Annotated in this window: 16 protein-coding genes; 9 read left to right on the top strand and 7 right to left on the bottom strand. The window is 75.0% G+C overall.

What is annotated here, in order from left to right; translation table 11 throughout:
• Positions 1–4 precede the first annotated feature (4 nt).
• From ICW24_RS03315 to ICW24_RS03300, 4 genes are all read left to right on the top strand, one after another.
• Positions 5–460, top strand: coding sequence for an OsmC family protein (locus tag ICW24_RS03315; protein ID WP_226344257.1), 456 nt, complete (start codon positions 5–7; stop codon positions 458–460).
• A 175-nt stretch (positions 461–635) separates the two neighbouring features.
• Positions 636–1523: a hypothetical protein gene (locus ICW24_RS03310; protein WP_226344256.1), complete on the top strand. Its 888-nt coding sequence runs from the start codon at positions 636–638 to the stop codon at positions 1521–1523.
• A complete protein-coding gene (gene menC / locus ICW24_RS03305; protein WP_226344255.1) occupies positions 1520–2650 on the top strand; it encodes an o-succinylbenzoate synthase in 1131 nt (376 codons plus the stop codon). The genes ICW24_RS03310 and menC overlap by 4 nt, the downstream gene beginning before the upstream one ends.
• Before the next feature lie 104 nt (positions 2651–2754).
• A complete protein-coding gene (locus ICW24_RS03300; RefSeq protein ID WP_226344254.1) occupies positions 2755–3381 on the top strand; it encodes a hemerythrin domain-containing protein in 627 nt (208 codons plus the stop codon).
• Positions 3382–3471: 90 nt separating this feature from the next.
• Here the strand turns inward: ICW24_RS03300 and ICW24_RS03295 are convergent, their stop codons facing one another.
• Entirely contained in the window at positions 3472–4332 is an 861-nt protein-coding gene (locus tag ICW24_RS03295) for an aldo/keto reductase (protein WP_226344253.1), read from the bottom strand.
• 74 nt (positions 4333–4406) lie between these two features.
• On the opposite strand from ICW24_RS03295, the gene ICW24_RS03290 reads away from it, so the two are divergent.
• Complete coding sequence (locus tag ICW24_RS03290) at positions 4407–4814, top strand: hypothetical protein (protein ID WP_226344252.1); 408 nt, start codon at positions 4407–4409, stop codon at positions 4812–4814.
• Here ICW24_RS03290 and ICW24_RS03285 read toward each other — a convergent pair.
• From ICW24_RS03285 to ICW24_RS03275, 3 genes are read right to left on the bottom strand one after another with little or no spacing between them, the layout of a single operon-like run.
• Complete coding sequence (locus ICW24_RS03285) at positions 4795–5448, bottom strand: alpha-ketoglutarate-dependent dioxygenase AlkB family protein (protein ID WP_226344251.1); 654 nt, start codon at positions 5446–5448, stop codon at positions 4795–4797. The two genes, ICW24_RS03290 and ICW24_RS03285, sit on opposite strands and share 20 nt — an antisense overlap.
• A complete protein-coding gene (locus ICW24_RS03280) occupies positions 5445–6116 on the bottom strand; it encodes a methylated-DNA--[protein]-cysteine S-methyltransferase (protein WP_226344250.1) in 672 nt (223 codons plus the stop codon). The genes ICW24_RS03285 and ICW24_RS03280 overlap by 4 nt, the downstream gene beginning before the upstream one ends.
• Positions 6116–6667 carry a methylated-DNA--[protein]-cysteine S-methyltransferase gene (locus ICW24_RS03275; RefSeq protein ID WP_226344249.1) on the bottom strand — a complete coding sequence of 184 codons (552 nt, stop codon included), beginning with the start codon at positions 6665–6667 and terminating at the stop codon, positions 6116–6118. Before ICW24_RS03275 ends, ICW24_RS03280 begins: the two co-directional genes overlap by 1 nt.
• A gap of 100 nt (positions 6668–6767) precedes the next feature.
• On the opposite strand from ICW24_RS03275, the gene ICW24_RS03270 reads away from it, so the two are divergent.
• Positions 6768–8162 (top strand): AI-2E family transporter, encoded by a 1395-nt coding sequence (locus ICW24_RS03270; RefSeq protein WP_226344248.1) that lies wholly within the window; start codon positions 6768–6770, stop codon positions 8160–8162.
• Complete coding sequence (locus tag ICW24_RS19575) at positions 8159–8926, top strand: siderophore-interacting protein (protein ID WP_226344247.1); 768 nt, start codon at positions 8159–8161, stop codon at positions 8924–8926. Before ICW24_RS03270 ends, ICW24_RS19575 begins: the two co-directional genes overlap by 4 nt.
• 308 nt (positions 8927–9234) lie before the next feature.
• Here the strand turns inward: ICW24_RS19575 and ICW24_RS03260 are convergent, their stop codons facing one another.
• Positions 9235–10170: an Fpg/Nei family DNA glycosylase gene (locus ICW24_RS03260; protein WP_226344246.1), complete on the bottom strand. Its 936-nt coding sequence runs from the start codon at positions 10168–10170 to the stop codon at positions 9235–9237.
• A 676-nt stretch (positions 10171–10846) separates the two neighbouring features.
• Between ICW24_RS03260 and ICW24_RS03255 the strand changes: the two genes are divergently transcribed.
• Positions 10847–13000 carry a phospho-sugar mutase gene (locus ICW24_RS03255; protein ID WP_226344245.1) on the top strand — a complete coding sequence of 718 codons (2154 nt, stop codon included), beginning with the start codon at positions 10847–10849 and terminating at the stop codon, positions 12998–13000.
• A 444-nt stretch (positions 13001–13444) separates the two neighbouring features.
• Positions 13445–14143, top strand: a complete 699-nt coding sequence (locus ICW24_RS03250; RefSeq protein ID WP_226344244.1) for a class I SAM-dependent methyltransferase — start codon at positions 13445–13447, stop codon at positions 14141–14143.
• Between the two features lie 148 nt (positions 14144–14291).
• On the opposite strand, the gene deoC is transcribed toward ICW24_RS03250, so the two are convergent.
• Both deoC and ICW24_RS03240 read right to left on the bottom strand, forming a co-directional pair.
• A complete protein-coding gene (gene deoC / locus ICW24_RS03245; RefSeq protein WP_226344243.1) occupies positions 14292–15017 on the bottom strand; it encodes a deoxyribose-phosphate aldolase in 726 nt (241 codons plus the stop codon).
• A gap of 87 nt (positions 15018–15104) precedes the next feature.
• Entirely contained in the window at positions 15105–16418 is a 1314-nt protein-coding gene (locus ICW24_RS03240) for a thymidine phosphorylase (protein WP_226344242.1), read from the bottom strand.
• Positions 16419–16441: the final 23 nt, after the last annotated feature.

Genomic DNA, 16441 nt, shown 5'->3' with positions numbered 1-16441 from the left:
GGGCATGACCGACGCTCACGAGTTCGCCGCGTCCGCGGTCTGGCAGGGCACCACCGGGGCCGGGTACGAGGCCTACGACCGGGGCCACGAGGTGCGGGTGGGGCCAAACACGCTGCGCGTGAGCTCGGACCGCGCGTTCCGGGGGGACCCGGGCCTGCTCAACCCCGAGCAGCTCCTCGTCGTGGCCGCGAGCTCCTGCCAACTCTTGTCGTTCCTCGCCGTCGCGGCCCGGGCCCGCGTCGACGTCGTCTCCTACCGCGACGACGCGCGGGGGTTCATGCCGCACGAGGGGCGCCCGATGTGGGTGTCGCGGATCGAGCTGCGCCCGCACGTGGTCGTCGCCTCGGACGTCACCGACGAGCGTCTCGCGCACCTCGTCGAGGTGGCCCACCGCGAGTGCTTCGTCGCCGCGAGCCTGCGCAGCGAGATCGAGCTGACCCCGACGTTCGAACGGGTCTGAGCAGCCGACCCCCGACGTCCGGGCCCCGAGATGTCACGACGGACCGCCGGCCCTCGCGCGGGCCCGGGCCCTCGTGACATCTCACGATGCGGATCCCGGGCCGCTGTCGCGGACGGGGAGGGGAAGAGTTGGCATTATCGGGCGCATGCCCGATGTCGCGCCCGCGCCTCCACCCTTGTCAGACGCACTCGTCGCGGACGCCTCGGCCGCGGCCGACGCGGCCGCCCGGCGCGCCGGCGTCCACGTGCGCGAGCTGCACGACATCGCCGACCTGCGCGCGGCGTCGTCGCTCTTCGAGACCGTGTGGGGGAGCGGGCCGGAGGGCGTGCCCATCCACAGCGAGGTCATGCTCGGCCTCGTGCACGCGGGTGGGGCCGTCACGGCCGCGTACGACGGCGACCACCTCGTCGGTGCCGCCGTGCTCGGCGCCGCCCGACCCGCCGGCTCGACGTACGGGTTCATCGCCGCCGCACTGCCCGGCCGCGCCGACCGCGGGATCGGTCGCACCCTCAAGCTCGCCCAGCGAGCCTGGGCCCTGCGCCGGGGGCTGACGCGGATGACGTGGACCTTCGACCCGCTCGTGGCGCGCAACGGGCGGTTCAACCTCGCCCGCCTCGGGGCCACCGCGCCGGGGTACGAGGTCGCGTTCTACGGCCGGATGGCCGACGGGGTCAACGGCGCCGACGAGGCCGACCGACTCGTCGCCCGGTGGTGCATGGACGCGCCGTCCGTCGCCGACCGCGCCGCCGATCATGCCGGGCACCGGGACGGGCAGGCGCCGGCCGAGCCCGAACCCGCCCGCGACGCGGTCCCACTCGCCGACGGCCCCGACGCCCGCCCCATGCTCCTCGAGGACGGGAACGGCCTGTGGTGTCGCGTCCCCGCCGACGTGGTGGCCCTGCGCCGGCACGACCCGGCCCAGGCGTCGGCGTGGCGCTCCGCGACCCGGGAGGTGTTCGTGCCCGCCTTCGCCGACGGGCGCGTGGCCACGCACGTCACCCGCGACGGCTGGTACCTGCTGGAACGGACCGACGACACCGACGACCCCCGGAGCGCGACGTGAGGATCGAACACCTCGAGGTGCGGTACCTCCAGATTCCCCTCGTCACGCCGTTCCGCACGTCGTTCGGCACGGCGTACGACAAGGACACGTTCGTCGTGCGCGTCGTGGCCGACGGGGTCGAGGGGTGGGCCGAGTGCGGGGCGGAGGCCGACCCGCTCTACAGCTCGGAGTTCCTCCGCGGCGCCGAGATGGTCCTGCGCGAGCAGCTCGTGCCCCGGGTCCTCGCGCTGGGGGGCGATGTCGCCGCGCACCGGGTCGCGTCCGCGACGGCGCCGGTCAAGGGTCACCACATGGCCAAGCACGTGCTCGAGACCGCCCTGCTCGACGCGGAGCTGAAGCTGCACGACGTGTCGTTCGGCACCTACCTCGGGGCCGAGCGCGACCGGGTCCCCGCGGGGGTGTCCGTGGGGATCATGGACTCGGTGCCCGCGCTGCTCGACGCCGTCGACGGCTACCTCGAGCAGGGGTACGTGCGCATCAAGCTCAAGATCGAGCCGGGCTGGGACGTCGAGCCCGTCCGCGCGGTGCGGGAGCGGTACGGCGACGACCTGCTGCTCCAGGTGGACGCCAACACGGCCTATACCCTCGCCGACGCCCGCCACCTGGCCCGTCTCGACCCCTTCGACCTCCTGCTCGTCGAGCAGCCACTGCCCGAGGACGACCTGCGTGGCCACGCCGAGCTCGCTCGGCGGATCGCGACCCCCGTGTGCCTCGACGAGTCGATCACGTCGGCGAGCGACGCGGCCACGGCGATCGCCCTGGGGGCGTGCAGCATCATCAACGTCAAGCCTTCCCGGGTCGGCGGCTACCTGGAGGCGCGGCGCATCCACGACGTCGCCCGCGCGAACGGGGTGCCGGTCTGGTGCGGCGGGATGCTCGAGTGCGGTATCGGGCGGGCCCCGAACCTCGCCCTTGCCGCGCTGCCCGGGTTTACGCTGCCGGGGGACACCTCGGCCTCCGACCGGTACTTCGCCACCGACGTCACGCCGGCCTTCGAGCTCGACGACGACGGGTGCGTGCCCGTGCCCACCGGCCCGGGCATCGGTGTGGACGTCCTGCCCGACGTGCTCGAGGAGTTCACCGTCTCCGTCGAATCCCTCACCCTGCGAGGGGGACCGCGAGGTTAGGGCGTCCTGGGGCGGACCCTGTCGGACCCGTGGCCTACGTTGAGGCCACGAGGTGCCCGCGGATCACCGGCCCGCAGAGCACCGGCCATCGAGGAGGGCTCGCCATGGACATCACCGAGATCATCCAGCACCAGCACGACGAGCAGCGGCGGCAGTTCGCCGTCCTCGAGGAGTGGTCGCGCGACGACACCGAGGGCCTGGCCGCCCTGTGGGGCCGCCTGGCGATCTTCCTCGAGCTGCACGCCGAGGCGGAGGAGCGCTACTTCTACCCCGAGCTCGTGAAGATCGGCTCCGGCGGGGCCGACGCCGAGTCGGTCGGCGAGGAGGTCGAGGACGCGATCCACGACCACAACGAGATCCGTGACGCCGTCGGTCGCGCGAACGCCGCGAAGACGGGGTCCGACGAGTGGTGGACGGCCGTGGTCGACGCCAACGTCCACAACAGCAACCACATGGGCGAGGAGGAGCGGCAGGACCTCGGCGACTTCCGCCAGCGGGCGAGCCTGCAGCTCCGGCACGACATCGCCGTCGCCTTCCTGCGCTACATGGCCCAGCACGCGGCCGACGGCATCACCCCGAAGGACAAGGACCCGGAGAAGTACGTCGAGGCCAAGGAGGAGGCGCCGCCCACGGCCCTCGCGAAGAAGGCTGCCCGCCAGGACGGCGGGGTCCCCGACGAGCCGGCCGACGACGCCCCGAGCAAGAAGTCCTCGCCCGACCTGCAGGAGTAGCCACGCGTCGCGGACGGCACCCGCACGAGCGTGGAGTCGATGTCGTGCTCCGGGACGGTGGCGAGGAGCGGCCGGGGCGCCGCCGGTGGGTCACATCTCCTCGTGCGTCTCCGGGTCGCCGTCGAAGAGGCGCCCGTCGGGCCGGCCCAGCGCCGCGATGGCCTCCATCTCGGCGCGGGAGAGCTCGAAACCGGCGAGGTCGAGGTTCTGCCGTTGACGCTCCGGCGTCGCCGACTTCGGCAGCGGCATGACGCCGAGCTGGAGGTGCCAGCGGAGGATGACCTGGCCGGGCGTGACGTCGTGCGCCTGCGCGGCCTCGCGCACGGCGTCGGAACCGAACGGGCCGTCGGCGTCGGCGCGTCCGAGCGGGCTCCAGGCCTGGGTGAGGATGCCGCGGCGGGCGTCGTCACCGCGCTGCGCGTCCTGGCAGAAGGCCGGGTGCAGCTCGATCTGGTTGACGGCGGGGGTCACTCCCGTCTCGGCGACGATCCGGTCGAGGTGCCCGGGCGTGAAGTTGCTGACGCCGATCGAGCGCACGAGGCCCCGCTGCTGGACGTCGACGAGCGCCTGCCACGCCTGGGTGTAGAGGCCCTGGCCGGGGTTGGGCCAGTGGATGAGGCACACGTCGAGGTGGTCGAGGCCCAGCCGGGTCAACGAGTCCTCGACGCTGCGCGCGGCGAGGTCGTGGGCGTGGAAGCGGCCGGGGATCTTGGTCGCGACCTGGACCTCGTCGCGGGGGAGCCCGCTGCGCCGGATCGCCTCGCCGACCTCCGACTCGTTCTCGTAGTTCACGGCGGTGTCGAGGTAGCGGTAGCCGACCTCGAGGGCGCTGGTGATCGCGTCGATGCCGTCGTCGCCGCGCAGCGGGTAGGTGCCGAAGCCGACGCGCGGCACGCGCACGCCGTCGCTCAGGGTGAACGTGCCGAGGTCGGCGGGGGTGGGGTCGGACACGGAGTCTCCTTCGTCGCGGGGCAGGATCGGGTGCGGCCCACGCTAGCCGGGCCGGTCGAGGTGAGGAGGGTGGGATGACGCTCGTCGGGGCGGCGCGATTCGTCGCCGTGGCCGTGCTCGTGTGGTGCGCGCAGGCGGTGCCGGGAGCGCTGTACGTCCTGTTCGGGCTCAACACGACGGCGCCCGAGGCGCCGGGGTACGTGCTCACCTCGGTGCCGTGGATCATCGCGTGCCTCGCGTTCGCCGGCGTGTGGGCCGGCGTTCCGGCCGGCACGCCACCAGCTCTCCGGGCGCTGGGCGCGCCGGCCGCCTACGCCGTGGTCGGGACGGGGCTCGTCCTGCTCGTGTGGGGCGGGGGGTGGAGCGACGTGCTCTTCGAGCTGCGGTGGGGGGTGTACCCGTCGGGGCACCTGCTCGCGGTCGCCGCGGTCGCCGCGTTCCTCGGGCTACGGGGGTGGACGCTCAGCCGGAGAGGCCGGTGACGCGCAGGGTGAGGTTGAGCCGCCCCGTCGCGAGCCCGCAGCCCGGGTCGGCGGTGCCGGGGAAGGTGCGCATGACGCCGTGGAAGGCGAACCGGGACGGACCGCCGAAGACGAACAGGTCGCCGGAGGCAAGCTCGACGTCGGTGTAGGGCCGGGTGCGCGTCCGCGTGTTCCCGAACCGGAAGCGGCACGTGTCGCCGATGCTCAGCGACACGACGGGGGCGTCGCTGCGCTCGTCCTTGTCCTGGTGCAGGCCCATCTTCGCGGTGCCGTCGTAGTGGTTGACGAGCACGGCGTCCGGGTCGTAGCCGACCGCCTGCTCGGGTGAGAACGCGTCGGCCACCGCGGCCCGGCCGAGGTCGGCGAGCCAACCGGGGACCGGCGGGACGCGCTCGCCGTTGACGTCGTCGGCCGTGCGGGAGTAGCGGTAGGGCAGCCAGTGCCATCCGAGGCACAGGGTGGCCACCGACATCGGATGGCCGCGGATCGTCGTGTGGTGCAGGGGCACCGGACCGCGGGCCCAGTCGCGGGCGGCCTCGACGATCCGCCGCTGCGCGGGCACGTCGAGCCACCCCGGGACGTGCACGGCCCCCGGGGCGATCTCGCGCCGGGGCGCGGGCAGCAGGGCGCTCACCGCGCCTCCAACGCGAGCAGGGCCGCCTTCGCGGCCTCGCCGCCCCGGTACCGGCCCGCGGTGCCGTCGGAACGGACCACGCGGTGGCACGGGACGAACAGCGGCACGGGGTTGAGCGCGCACGCGCTGCCCACCGCGCGGACGGCTCGCGGCGACCCCGCCGCGGTCGCGAGCTCCGCGTACGTGGCCGTGGCGCCGTAGCCGACGTCCCGGAGGCGGTCGAGCACGGTGCGGCGGAACCCGCCCGCCAACCGCAGGTCGACCGGGACGTCGAAGCGGCGCCGCGTCCCGGCGAAGTACTCCTCCAGCTCGCGGGCCGCGGGGTCGAGCGGGGCGGCCGCCCGCAGCACCCGCGCCCCGACCCGCCGCGCGAGGTCGGCGAGCACGGCGTCGCCGTCCTCGCCGGCAAAGGCGACGCGGACGATGCCCGCCGGGCTCGCCGCGAGGCGCAGCGGCCCGATCGGGGAGTCGAGGTCGCGGTAGGCGACGTCGAGGTCACCCGCGGCGGACGCCCGCCGCGCGAGACCCTCCCGCAGCCGGGCCAGGGCGCGCGCGTCCTCGCCGTCGTCGTCGCCGTCGCCCCGCCCGTCGGTGGCGCCGGGCGATCCCAGCGGGGCGAGGAGGTCGTCGACCCCGAGCTCGGGAGGGGCCTGCTCCGCAGCCCGCATCAGAAGAGCCGGTCCGGGTCGGGGCGGGACTGCTCGAGCGCGAGGAGTCGCGCCTTCACCTCGACGCCGCCGGCGTACCCGGTCAGCGCGCCGTCGGCCCCGACCACCCGGTGGCACGGGATGACGATCGAGACGGGGTTGGCGCCGTTCGCCGCGCCGACCGCCTGGGCGGCGCCGGGCGCGCCGAGCCGCCGGGCGAGGTCCCCGTACGTGCACGTCCGGCCGTAGGGGATCTCGCGCAGCAGCGCCCACACGCGCTGCGCGAACGGTCCGCCGTTCGGGGCCACGTCGACGTCGAACGCGGTGCGCGCACCGACGAAGTACTCCTCGAGCTGCGTGCGGACGGCCGCGAACGGCCCGGGGTCGGCGCGTCCGAGGTCGAACCCGGCGGGCCGACGGTGCCGTTCCATCCACAGCCCGGTGAGCGTCGTGCCCGTCGCGGCGAGAGTGAGGTCGCCGACCGGGGAGGTGAGCACGGTGTGGGCGGCCGGGCCGGTCGGTGTCGACGAGATCGGGGGACGGCCGGGGGAGATCGGGGTGGAAAGGCTCATACCTGGTAGACGCCGCCCGAGGCCCGGATGTGAGGTGCGGGCCGCGGGCGTTTCGTGCCGCCTGTTCGGCGGACGCGCGCCGAGGGAGTACACATGAGACGTGAGCGATACCACCGCGGCCCCCGCGCCGTCCACGTCCGGGCCCGCGGCCCGATCCGACCAGTCGGCGGGATCGGGCGTCCCACGCCTCGTCGTCGTCCTCGCGACCCTCGCGCTCGCGTGGCTCGCGATCTCGGGGGTGCAGGCGCTCAAGGACATCGTCGCGCCCCTGCTCCTGACGCTCAACCTGTTCATCGTCGCCTACCCGGTGCAGACGCGGCTGACGCGCATCGGTCTGCCGCGCTGGATCGGCGCGATCGTCTCGGGACTGATCGTCTTCGCGATCCTCATCGTCTTCTTCGGGTCCCTGACCTGGGCGTTGACGGAGATGATCACGCAGATCCCGCAGTACCAGTCGTCGTTCTCGCGGCTCTACGGCCAGCTCGTGCAGCTCCTGCACGGGTTCGGGATCAACGAGGGCCAGGTCTTGCAGCAGGCGCAGCAGCAGTTCAACCCGTCCTCGATCACCGGCGTCCTCACCGGGGCGCTCAGCGGGGTCGGCGGGATGCTCTCGCTCATCGCCGTGGTCGTCACCATCATCTTCATGGCGATGATCGACTCGATCAGCTTCCCGCAGCGACTCCAGGTGGCCGCCCGCACGCAGCCCCGCGTCGTGGACGCGCTCACGCAGTTCAGCGGCGGTGTGCGGCGCTACTGGATCGTCAGCAGCATCTTCGGGCTCATCGTCGCGGCGCTCGACGTGGGCGTGTTGCTCTACCTCGGCGTGCCGCTGGCCCTCGTGTGGGGCCTGCTCGCGTTTCTCACGAACTACATCCCCAACATCGGCTTCCTGCTCGGGATCGTGCCGCCGGCGCTCATGGCGCTGCTCGCCAACGACCCCCGGACGGCGCTCATCGTGATCGTCGCCTACTGCGTCATCAACTTCATCGTCCAGTCGGTCATCCAGCCGAAGTTCAACGGCGACGCAGTGGGCGTCACCGCCACGTTGTCGCTGTTGTCGCTGCTGTTCTGGGCGTGGGTCCTCGGCCCGCTCGGCGCCCTCCTGGCGCTGCCGGCCACGCTGCTGTGCAAGAACCTGCTCATCGACATCGACCCGCGGACGCAGTGGCTCAACGCGTTCCTCGCCAGCGACCCGGAGACCGGCGACCCGCAGATCGACCCCGCCACCGGCGACCGCTGGGACGAAAAGGACGGGGCTGACGGCGCCGCCGAGAACGGCACCGACGGCGCGACCGCGTTCGTCCCGGGCGGGCCGAGCGACGGCAAGGCGCACGACCCGGCGGAAGAGGCCGACCGCGGCGGTGAGCACTCCGGCGACCGCGACGGCGACCACGCCGGCGACCGCGGCGACCGGGCCGACCGACGCGGGGACGCTCGCCCCACCTCCGACGGCGCTCGCTCGATCGGCGGCGAACGTCGCGGGGATCGCGCGTGAGCATCACCCCACCGCCCCGCCCTCCGCAGCGTCGACCGGCCGGGAACGCCCCGAAGCGGGCGGTCGTGCAGGAGGTCGCCGACCTCACGCCCCGGATGCGGCGCGTCACGCTGCGCAGCGACGAACTGGTCGGCGTCGACCCCGTCTCGCCCGACCAGCGCGTCAAGCTCGTCTTCCCGGAGGGGCGGGTCTTCGGCGACGACCCGACCGAGATGGGGCGCGCCCGCCGGCGACGCCGCACCTACACCCTGCTCGATCTCGACGCGGTCACCGGAACCGCCGCCGTCGACTTCGTCCTCCACGGCACGGGACTCGCCGGCGAGTGGGCCGCCGGGGTGCGGCCGGGCGACGAGGTCGGGATCGTCGGGCCCGTCGGCCGCTACGAGGTCGACCCGGACGCCGACCTGCTCGTCGTCACCGACGAGACCGGCCTGCCCGCGGCCCGGGCCGTGCTCGCGGAGTTGCCCGCCGGTCGGTGGGCCCGGGTCCACGTCGAGGTCGCCGACGACGCCGAGCGGCAGGAGCTCGCCTCCGCCGCGGACGTGGAGCTCACGTGGTGGCCGCGCGGGGACGCGGGCCCGGGCGAGCCGATGGCGCGCGTCGTCGACCACCTCGGTGACGTGGGCCCCGACACGAAGGCCTGGGTCGCCGGCGAGGCCGCGGCGGTGCTGGCCGTCCGCGCGCACCTGCTCGGGACGGTGGGACTGCCCCGCGCGCAGGTCGACGCGGTCGCCTACTGGACCCTCGGGCGCACGGAGGCCTGAGCCCGCCACGGCCGCGGGCGCGCGCCCGACAGGGATGGCTGCGACCACGCACAGCGCGCCGAGGTGGTTCTTGCCGCGCTCGACCCGTGTGCCGCACACCGGCCCTGCGTGAGCGGCCCGGCTCGATGCCGGCGGCGACGACCTCACCGACTCCGTCTCGGCCCGGATGCGCTGGAGGGTGGCGCTCTTCGCCACCCGCCGCTCGACCCCGGCCGGCGTGTCGGCGGCGCCGCCGCTCTGCGACCACCGCCTCGAGGAGCAGAAGTGCGGGTCGGGGCCTGCCCGGGCCGCTCCTGGCCGGCGCGTCGTCACCCGCCCGCGAGCCGCGCGGCTCGCGCCTTCTCGCGGGCCAGACGGCGGGCGGCCACCGCGCCGGCCCGGCGCGAGAGGGGCTGGCAGGTCGGGCACCAGAACAGGTTGCGGTTCGCGAGTTCTTGGGTGCGGACGGCCGTGCCGCACACGTGGCAGGGCGCCCCGGCCCGCCGGTAGACGTACACCTCGCCGCCGTGGCGGTCGACGCGCGGCGCGCGGCCCGTCGCGACCGGATCGTGCTCGGGGCGGACGGTGTCGATGCGGCCGTGCTCGACGGCGTACTCCATGAGGCCCACGAGGTCGTCCCAGAGCGCCTCGAACTCTCGTCGCGTCACCGCGGTGCCCGGCAGCATCGGATCCATCCGCGCCCGGTACAGGACCTCGGCCCGGAAGATGTTGCCGACGCCGGCCGTCACCTTCTGGTCCATGAGCAGGACCGCGATCGGCAGCGACGACCGGCGCACCCGGGCCCAGGCCGCCTCGACGTCCGCCTCGGGGCTCAGCGGGTCGGCGCCGAGGCGGGCGACGACGGCGTCGCGGTCCTCGTCGGTGACGAGGGCGCAGATCGCGGGGCCGCGCAGGTCGCACCAGGCGTCCTCGGTCTCGAGCCTCCAGCGGATGGCGCCGGTGATCGGCCGGCCGCCGTCGGCGTCGACGCGCGTGGCGACCTCCTCGCCGACATCGTCGACGAGTCCGTCCTGGCGGTGCAGGCTGGTCTTCCCGGCCATGCCGAGGTGCACCTGCACGACGTGCTCCCCGAAGTGGCAGAACAGGTGCTTGCCCACGGCCTCCGCGTGGTCGAGCACGAGCCCGTCGATGATCCCGGCCTCCTCGGCGAACCGCCCCTGCGGGCTGGAGCTGTGGGTGACCCGCCCGGCGAAGGCCTCCTCGTAGGCGCGCGCGAGCCGGTGGATGACGTGACCCTCAGGCACGACGACCACCCTGGAGGTGGGACCGACCGGCGGGCGCGACGCGGGGCGGGCGGGGCAGCAGGCGGTCGGGGTGGCGGCTCACGGTCGTCATCGTAGGAGCCGCCACCGACAGGGACGCGCCCACGGCACCGGCCGACGACGCCGACCCTCCGCGAGCCGGGCTCCGGGAGGACTCCGCTGCGTCGGGGAGGCAGCAGCCTCCCCCGGCGCCCACGGGTCGTCGCATAGGGCCAGGCCCCGGCGACGGCGGGCACGGGCCCGCGATGACTGGTCCGGCTCGGGTGAGACGCCCGCGACCCGCCCGGGCGCGGGAGACACGCGACCCCGTTCACCCCCCCGGCGACGGCGGGCACGGGCCCGCGATGACTGGTCCGGTTCGGGTGAGTCGCCCGCGACCCGCCCGGGCAGGAGAGAGGCGTGACCCTGTTCGCCCCCGCCAAGTACCTGGCGACGACGTCGACGACAGCCTCCTCGAGCAGGCGGTCGAGCTCGCCCGGCGGAGGGTGGCCGGCAGGCGTGGTGGTGCCCCTACCGCCCGGCTGCGGGTCCGGGCTGGGCACGGCCACGCACTGCGGCGGCGCGCCACCGACCGCGACTCGCCTCGCGAGGCGAGCGCCGAGGACCAGAGCTGCCCGGGCGCTGGTCGGGTGTCGGTACCCGTCGCTACCGTGGGCGGGTGACCGACGACCTCCTCGCCCGCGCGGCCGACTGGGCCCGACACGACGTCGATCCGGCCGACCGCGCCACGCTGACCAGCCTCGTCGACCGGGCCGACCGCGGCGACGCCGCCGCCCTCACCGAGCTGGCGTCCGCGTTCGCAGGGCCCTTGACGTTCGGGACCGCGGGGCTGCGCGGCGTCGTCGGGGCGGGCGAGACGCGGATGAACCGGTCCGTCGTCGTGCGCGCGACCGCGGGCCTCGTGGCCTACCTCGCCGGGGCCGCGGGGGAGCGGCCGCGTCTCGTCGTCGGGCTCGACGCGCGGCGCGGGTCCGCGGCCTTCGCGCGCGACGTCGCCGCGGTGGCCGTCGCGGCCGGCTGCGAGGTCGACCTGCTGCCCGGCCCGCTCCCCACGCCGGTGCTCGCGTTCGCCGTGCGGCGACTCGACGCCGACGCCGGAGTCATGGTCACTGCCTCGCACAACCCCGCGGCCGACAACGGCTACAAGGTCTACCTCGGTGGCCGGGCCGCCGATGGGCCCGGCCGGGGCGTCCAGATCGTGCCGCCGGCCGACGAGCTCATCGCCGCGCGCATCACCACCGCCCCGCCCGCCGACGAGGTGCCTCGCGCCGAGTCGGGGTGGCGGATCGTCGGCGACGACCTCGTCGACGCCTACGTCGAGCGGGCCGCGTCGCTGCGAGGCGGCCCCGAGAGCCCCGAAGCATCCGAGACCTCCGCGGCCACGGAGAGCACTGCGGCCACCGAGAGCACCGAGAGCGGTGTGAGGTCCGAGGCCGCCGGGGTGCGGATCGTGCTCACCCCCATGCACGGCGTGGGCGGCGCCGTCGCCGCCCGGGTCCTCGCCGCGGCCGGCTTCGACGACGTGGCCGTCGTGCCCCAGCAGGCCGACCCCGACCCCGACTTCCCGACCGTGCCGTTCCCCAACCCCGAGGAGGCCGGCGCACTCGACCTCGCGCTCGCCCTCGCGGCCGAGCGCGCCGCCGACGTCGTCATCGCCCTCGACCCCGACGCCGACCGATGCGCCGTCGCGGTGCCCGGGCCCGACGGGTGGCGGCAGCTCAGCGGCGACGAGCTGGGTGGCCTGCTCGGCGAGCAGGCCGCACGCCGCGTCGCCGATGCCGGGCGCAGCGCCGACCCCGCCGGCGCCGGGCGGACCCTCGACGATGCCGATGCCGATGCCGATGCCGAGCGCAGCGCCGACCCGGCCGGCGCCGGGCGGACCCTCGACGCTGCCGATGCCGGGCGCAGCGCCGATACGGTCGGCGCCGGGTGGACCGTCGACCCTGCCGATGCCGGGCGGAGGGCCGATACGGTCGGCGCCGGGCGGACCGTCGACCCTGCCGATGCCGGGCGGAGGGCCGATACGGTCGGCGCCGGGCGGACCCTCGACCCTGCCGATGCCGGGCGGAGGGCCCACACGGTCGGCGCCGGGCGGACCCTCGACCCTGCCGATACCACGCGCAGCGCCGACGCGGCCGACACGGGCCCGAGAGGACAGGCCGGTGGGTCGGCGCGGCCCGCGCTCGCGAACTCGGTCGTCTCGAGCCGCCTGCTGGGCCGGATCGCCGCCGCCCACGGGCTCGCGCACGCGGTGACGCTCACGGGCTTCAAGTGGATCGCGCGCGTCGACGGGCTCGTCTTCGGCTACGAGGAGGCCATCGGCTACTGCACCGACCCCGAGGCGGTGCGCGACAAGGACGGTATCGGGACGGCGGTGCGCGTCGCGACGCTGGTCGCCGGCCTGCGCCGCGAGGGATTCGGCGTGCAGGACGCCCTCGACGACCTCGCCCGCGCGCACGGCCTGCACGCGACCGCCCCGCTCACGTTCCGCGTCGACGACGTCGCCACCATCGGTGCGGCCATGACCGCGCTGCGCGCGGACCCGCCGACGCACCTGGCCGGATCCCCCGTGACCAGCACCGTGGATCTCGCCGACGGGGTGCCCGACCTCGACCTGCCGCCGACCGACGGCGTCCTGCTGCGGACCGAGGCCGACGACCGGGTCGTCGTGCGCCCGTCCGGGACCGAGCCCAAGCTCAAGTGCTACCTCGAGGTCGTCCTGCCCTGCGAGGGGCGGGACGTCCCGCGCGCCGCGGCCGCCGACCGCCTCGCGCGCCTGTCCGCCGACACCGCCGCCGCCCTGTCTCTGTGAGGCCGCGCCGAGCCGCGCGCCGCCGCCACCCCGGCCCATCGAACACATCGTGAGATCTCACGAGTGACCGGAGAGGTGCGGACGCGCACGGCCCCACGTGACATCTCACGACCTGGGCGCGCCGACGCGGGCGGGTGAGGCCGTCGCGCCAGGGTGACCCGGCGGGGAGTTTTCACGCGAACGACACTGCCAATGAGGCAGTCGGGAAACGGCCGGGCCTCTGACCAGCGTCGACGTGAGAGCGTCGAGCATTGGCAGTGTCGTTGTCGTGAAAACTCCCTACCGTCACAGCCCTGACCGCCCCTGACCGCCCTGCACGCCGTGATCCGCGGTGCGGTCGAGGGTCGCGGAGGTGCCGGCTCGGCCGGTGGCCGAAGCGGCGCGGCGGATCGAGACTGGAGATCAGAGACGAAGCCCCGACGATCAGCAGATCCGGGAGGTGGCATGACCGACGATCCGGCGGTCCCGACACGGTCGCCGCGCGAGCAGGCGCGGGCCCGCCGGTTCGCCGAGGGCTACGACCGGATGCTCGCCGGCCTCGAGCGCCGGGTGCTCGCGGACGTGCGCCGACGCCTCCTCGCCGACGTGCGCGGCCACGTCGTGGAGATCGGTGCCGGCACGGGAGCCAACGTCGAGCACTACGCCGCCGCAACGCCGGTCGACCTCGTCGAACCCCTCCCCGCCATGCGCGAGCAGGCCTTGCGTCGCGTGGCGGGTCGGGCGGCCGGAGCTGCCTCGATGCGGGTCCTCGCCGGGCGGGCCGAAGCGCTCCCCGTCCCCGACGGCGTCGCGGACGCGGTCGTGTCGACCCTGGTCCTCTGCTCCGTCGACGACGTCGGCGCCGCGCTCGCCGAGGTGGCCCGGGTGTTGCGGCCGGGTGGGGCGTTCCTGTTCCTCGAGCACGAACGAGGTCGCGGTGCCCGAGGGTGGGTCCAATCCGCTCTGACCCCGCTCTCGGTGCGCTACGCCGCGAACTGCCACCTCGACCGCGACCTCGGGGCCGGCCTGGACCGCGCCGGGTTCGAGATCGTCGACCCCCTCGTCGTCGACGCCCCCCTCGCGGTCCGACTGTTGCCGGACTGGCCCCTCCGGGCCGGGCGAGCCCGCCTCGCGGCGACGGCCTGCGGCGCCGCGAGCGCGTGACCTGCTGGGGCCGGCCATTGTCGGGGCGGGCCGGGGGCCGGCGGCGTGACGACCGCATGACCTGCCGGGGCCGGCCCGTTGCGCGACCGGCGGCGCCGCGACCACGTGGCCGGGCCCGCCGCCGCACGGGGTCGGCTCGAGCGTGGGCTCAGTAGTCGGCGGTGTCGGAGTGACCGGCCCCCAGCGTTCCCTCGTCGGCGGGGTCGGCGGAGGCAGCGGACCCGTCGAGCCCGTCGAGCACCGCCCGCGTCCCCGACAGGCCGAGGCGGGTGGCGCCCGCGTCGATCATCGCGAGGGCCGCCTCGGCGGTCCGGATGCCGCCGGAGGCCTTGACGCCCAGCCGGCCGCCGACGGTCCTCGCCATGAGGGCCACCGCCTCGACGCTTGCGCCCCCGGCGGGGTGGAAGCCCGTCGAGGTCTTGACGAAGTCGGCGCCGGCGCGTTCGGCGGCCTCGCAGCACGCGACGATCTCGTCGTCGGTCAGGGCGGCGGACTCGATGATGACCTTGAGCACGACCGGCGCCGGGCACGCGTCGCGGACGGCGCGGATGTCCGCCTCGACCTCCGCCCAGCGGCCGGTCTTCACGAGGGCGAGATCGACGACCATGTCGACCTCGTCGGCGCCGTCGCGCACCGACCGGGCGGCCTCGGCGGCCTTGACCTCGCTCTGGTGGGCGCCGGAGGGGAAGCCGCACACCGTGGCGACCTTGACCCCACCCGGCACGGTCACGGGCAGCTGGTTGGGTGACACGCAGATCGAGTAGACCCCCAGCTCGGCGCCCTCGGCCGCGAGCTCGGCGACCTGCGCGGGCGTCGACTCGGGCTTGAGCAGGGTGTGGTCCACCATCTGCGCGACCTCGGAACGGGTGGGCATGGGGTCTCCTTCGTGCTGTCGCTCGGTGCGGGTCGCAGACTCGCGACCCGCTGTTGCCGCGATCGGACTCGCTCGAGCTTCGGGGGCTCAGGCGGGGGCAGGGTCGGCGGCGGTGACGCGGTCGAGGACGACGCTCTCACGCCGCCCGGTCCCGTCCGCGGCCGTGGGGTCGACGTCGTAGCCGCCGTCGAGGGACGAGAGGGCCCGCTCGACGCGCTCCGGGGTGTCGGTGTGCAGGGTGAAGAGGCGCTGACCGGCGGTGACGCGGTCACCCTGCACCGCGTGCAGCTCGATCCCGGCACCGGCCTGGACCGGGTCCTCCTTGCGGGCCCGGCCGGCGCCGAGACGCCAGCTCGCGACGCCGACGGCGAGCGCGTCGAGGCGGGTGAGCACGCCGTCGTGCTCGGCGAGCACGTCGTGGGTGTGGGTCGCGACGGGCAGCGGCGCGTCGGGGTCGCCGCCCTGCGCGGCGATCATGGCCCGCCACACGTCCATGGCTCGGCCGTCGGCGAGCGCGGCCTCGACGTCGTCGCCGTCCCGCCCGGCGGCGGTGAGCATCTCGCGGGCGAGCACGCACGTCAGCTCGACGACGTCGGCGGGCCCGCCCCCGGCGAGCACCTCGACCGACTCGCGCACCTCCAGCGCGTTGCCGACGGTCCGCCCCAGCGGGGTCGACATGTCGGTCAGCAGCGCGGACGTGCGGACGCCCGCGTCGGTGCCGAGGTCGACCATCGTGCGGGCGAGCTCGCGGGCCGAGTCGAGGTCGGTCATGAACGCGCCCGACCCGACCTTGACGTCGAGGGTGAGCGCGCCCGTTCCCTCGGCGATCTTCTTGCTCATGATCGAGCTCGCGATGAGGGGGATCGAGTCGACGGTCGCCGTGATGTCGCGCAGCGCGTAGAGGAGCTTGTCCGCGGGGGCCAGCCCGGAGCCGGCGGCGCAGATCACCGCGCCCACGTCGTCGAGGATCTCCATGAGCCGCGCGTTCGAGACCTCGGCGCGCCAGCCGGGGATCGACTCGAGCTTGTCGAGGGTGCCGCCGGTGTGCCCGAGGCCCCGCCCCGAGAGCTGCGGCACCGCCACTCCGAACGCCGCGACGAGCGGCGCGAGGGGCAGCGTGATCTTGTCGCCCACGCCGCCCGTCGAGTGCTTGTCGCTCGTCGGCCGGGACAGGTCCGCGAAGCTCATCGTCTGCCCGGAGTCGATCATCGCCTGCGTCCACGCGACGATCTCCGCGCGCGTCATGCCCCGCAGGAAGATCGCCATGGCGAGCGCGGCCATCTGCTCGTCGCCCACCTCCCGAGCCGTGTACGCCGAGACGACCCAGGCGATCTCCTCGGGGCTCAGGGCCTGCCCGTCACGCTTGTGGCGGATGACATCGACGGCGTCGAACGTGGTCATGGGTCTCCTCGCCCTCTGCTCGG

Source organism: Agilicoccus flavus, from assembly GCF_014857905.1.
Lineage (GTDB): Bacteria > Actinomycetota > Actinomycetes > Actinomycetales > Dermatophilaceae > Agilicoccus > Agilicoccus flavus.
Note: the sequence above shows the minus strand (reverse complement) of the source record. Positions and strands in the feature narration are given on the sequence as shown.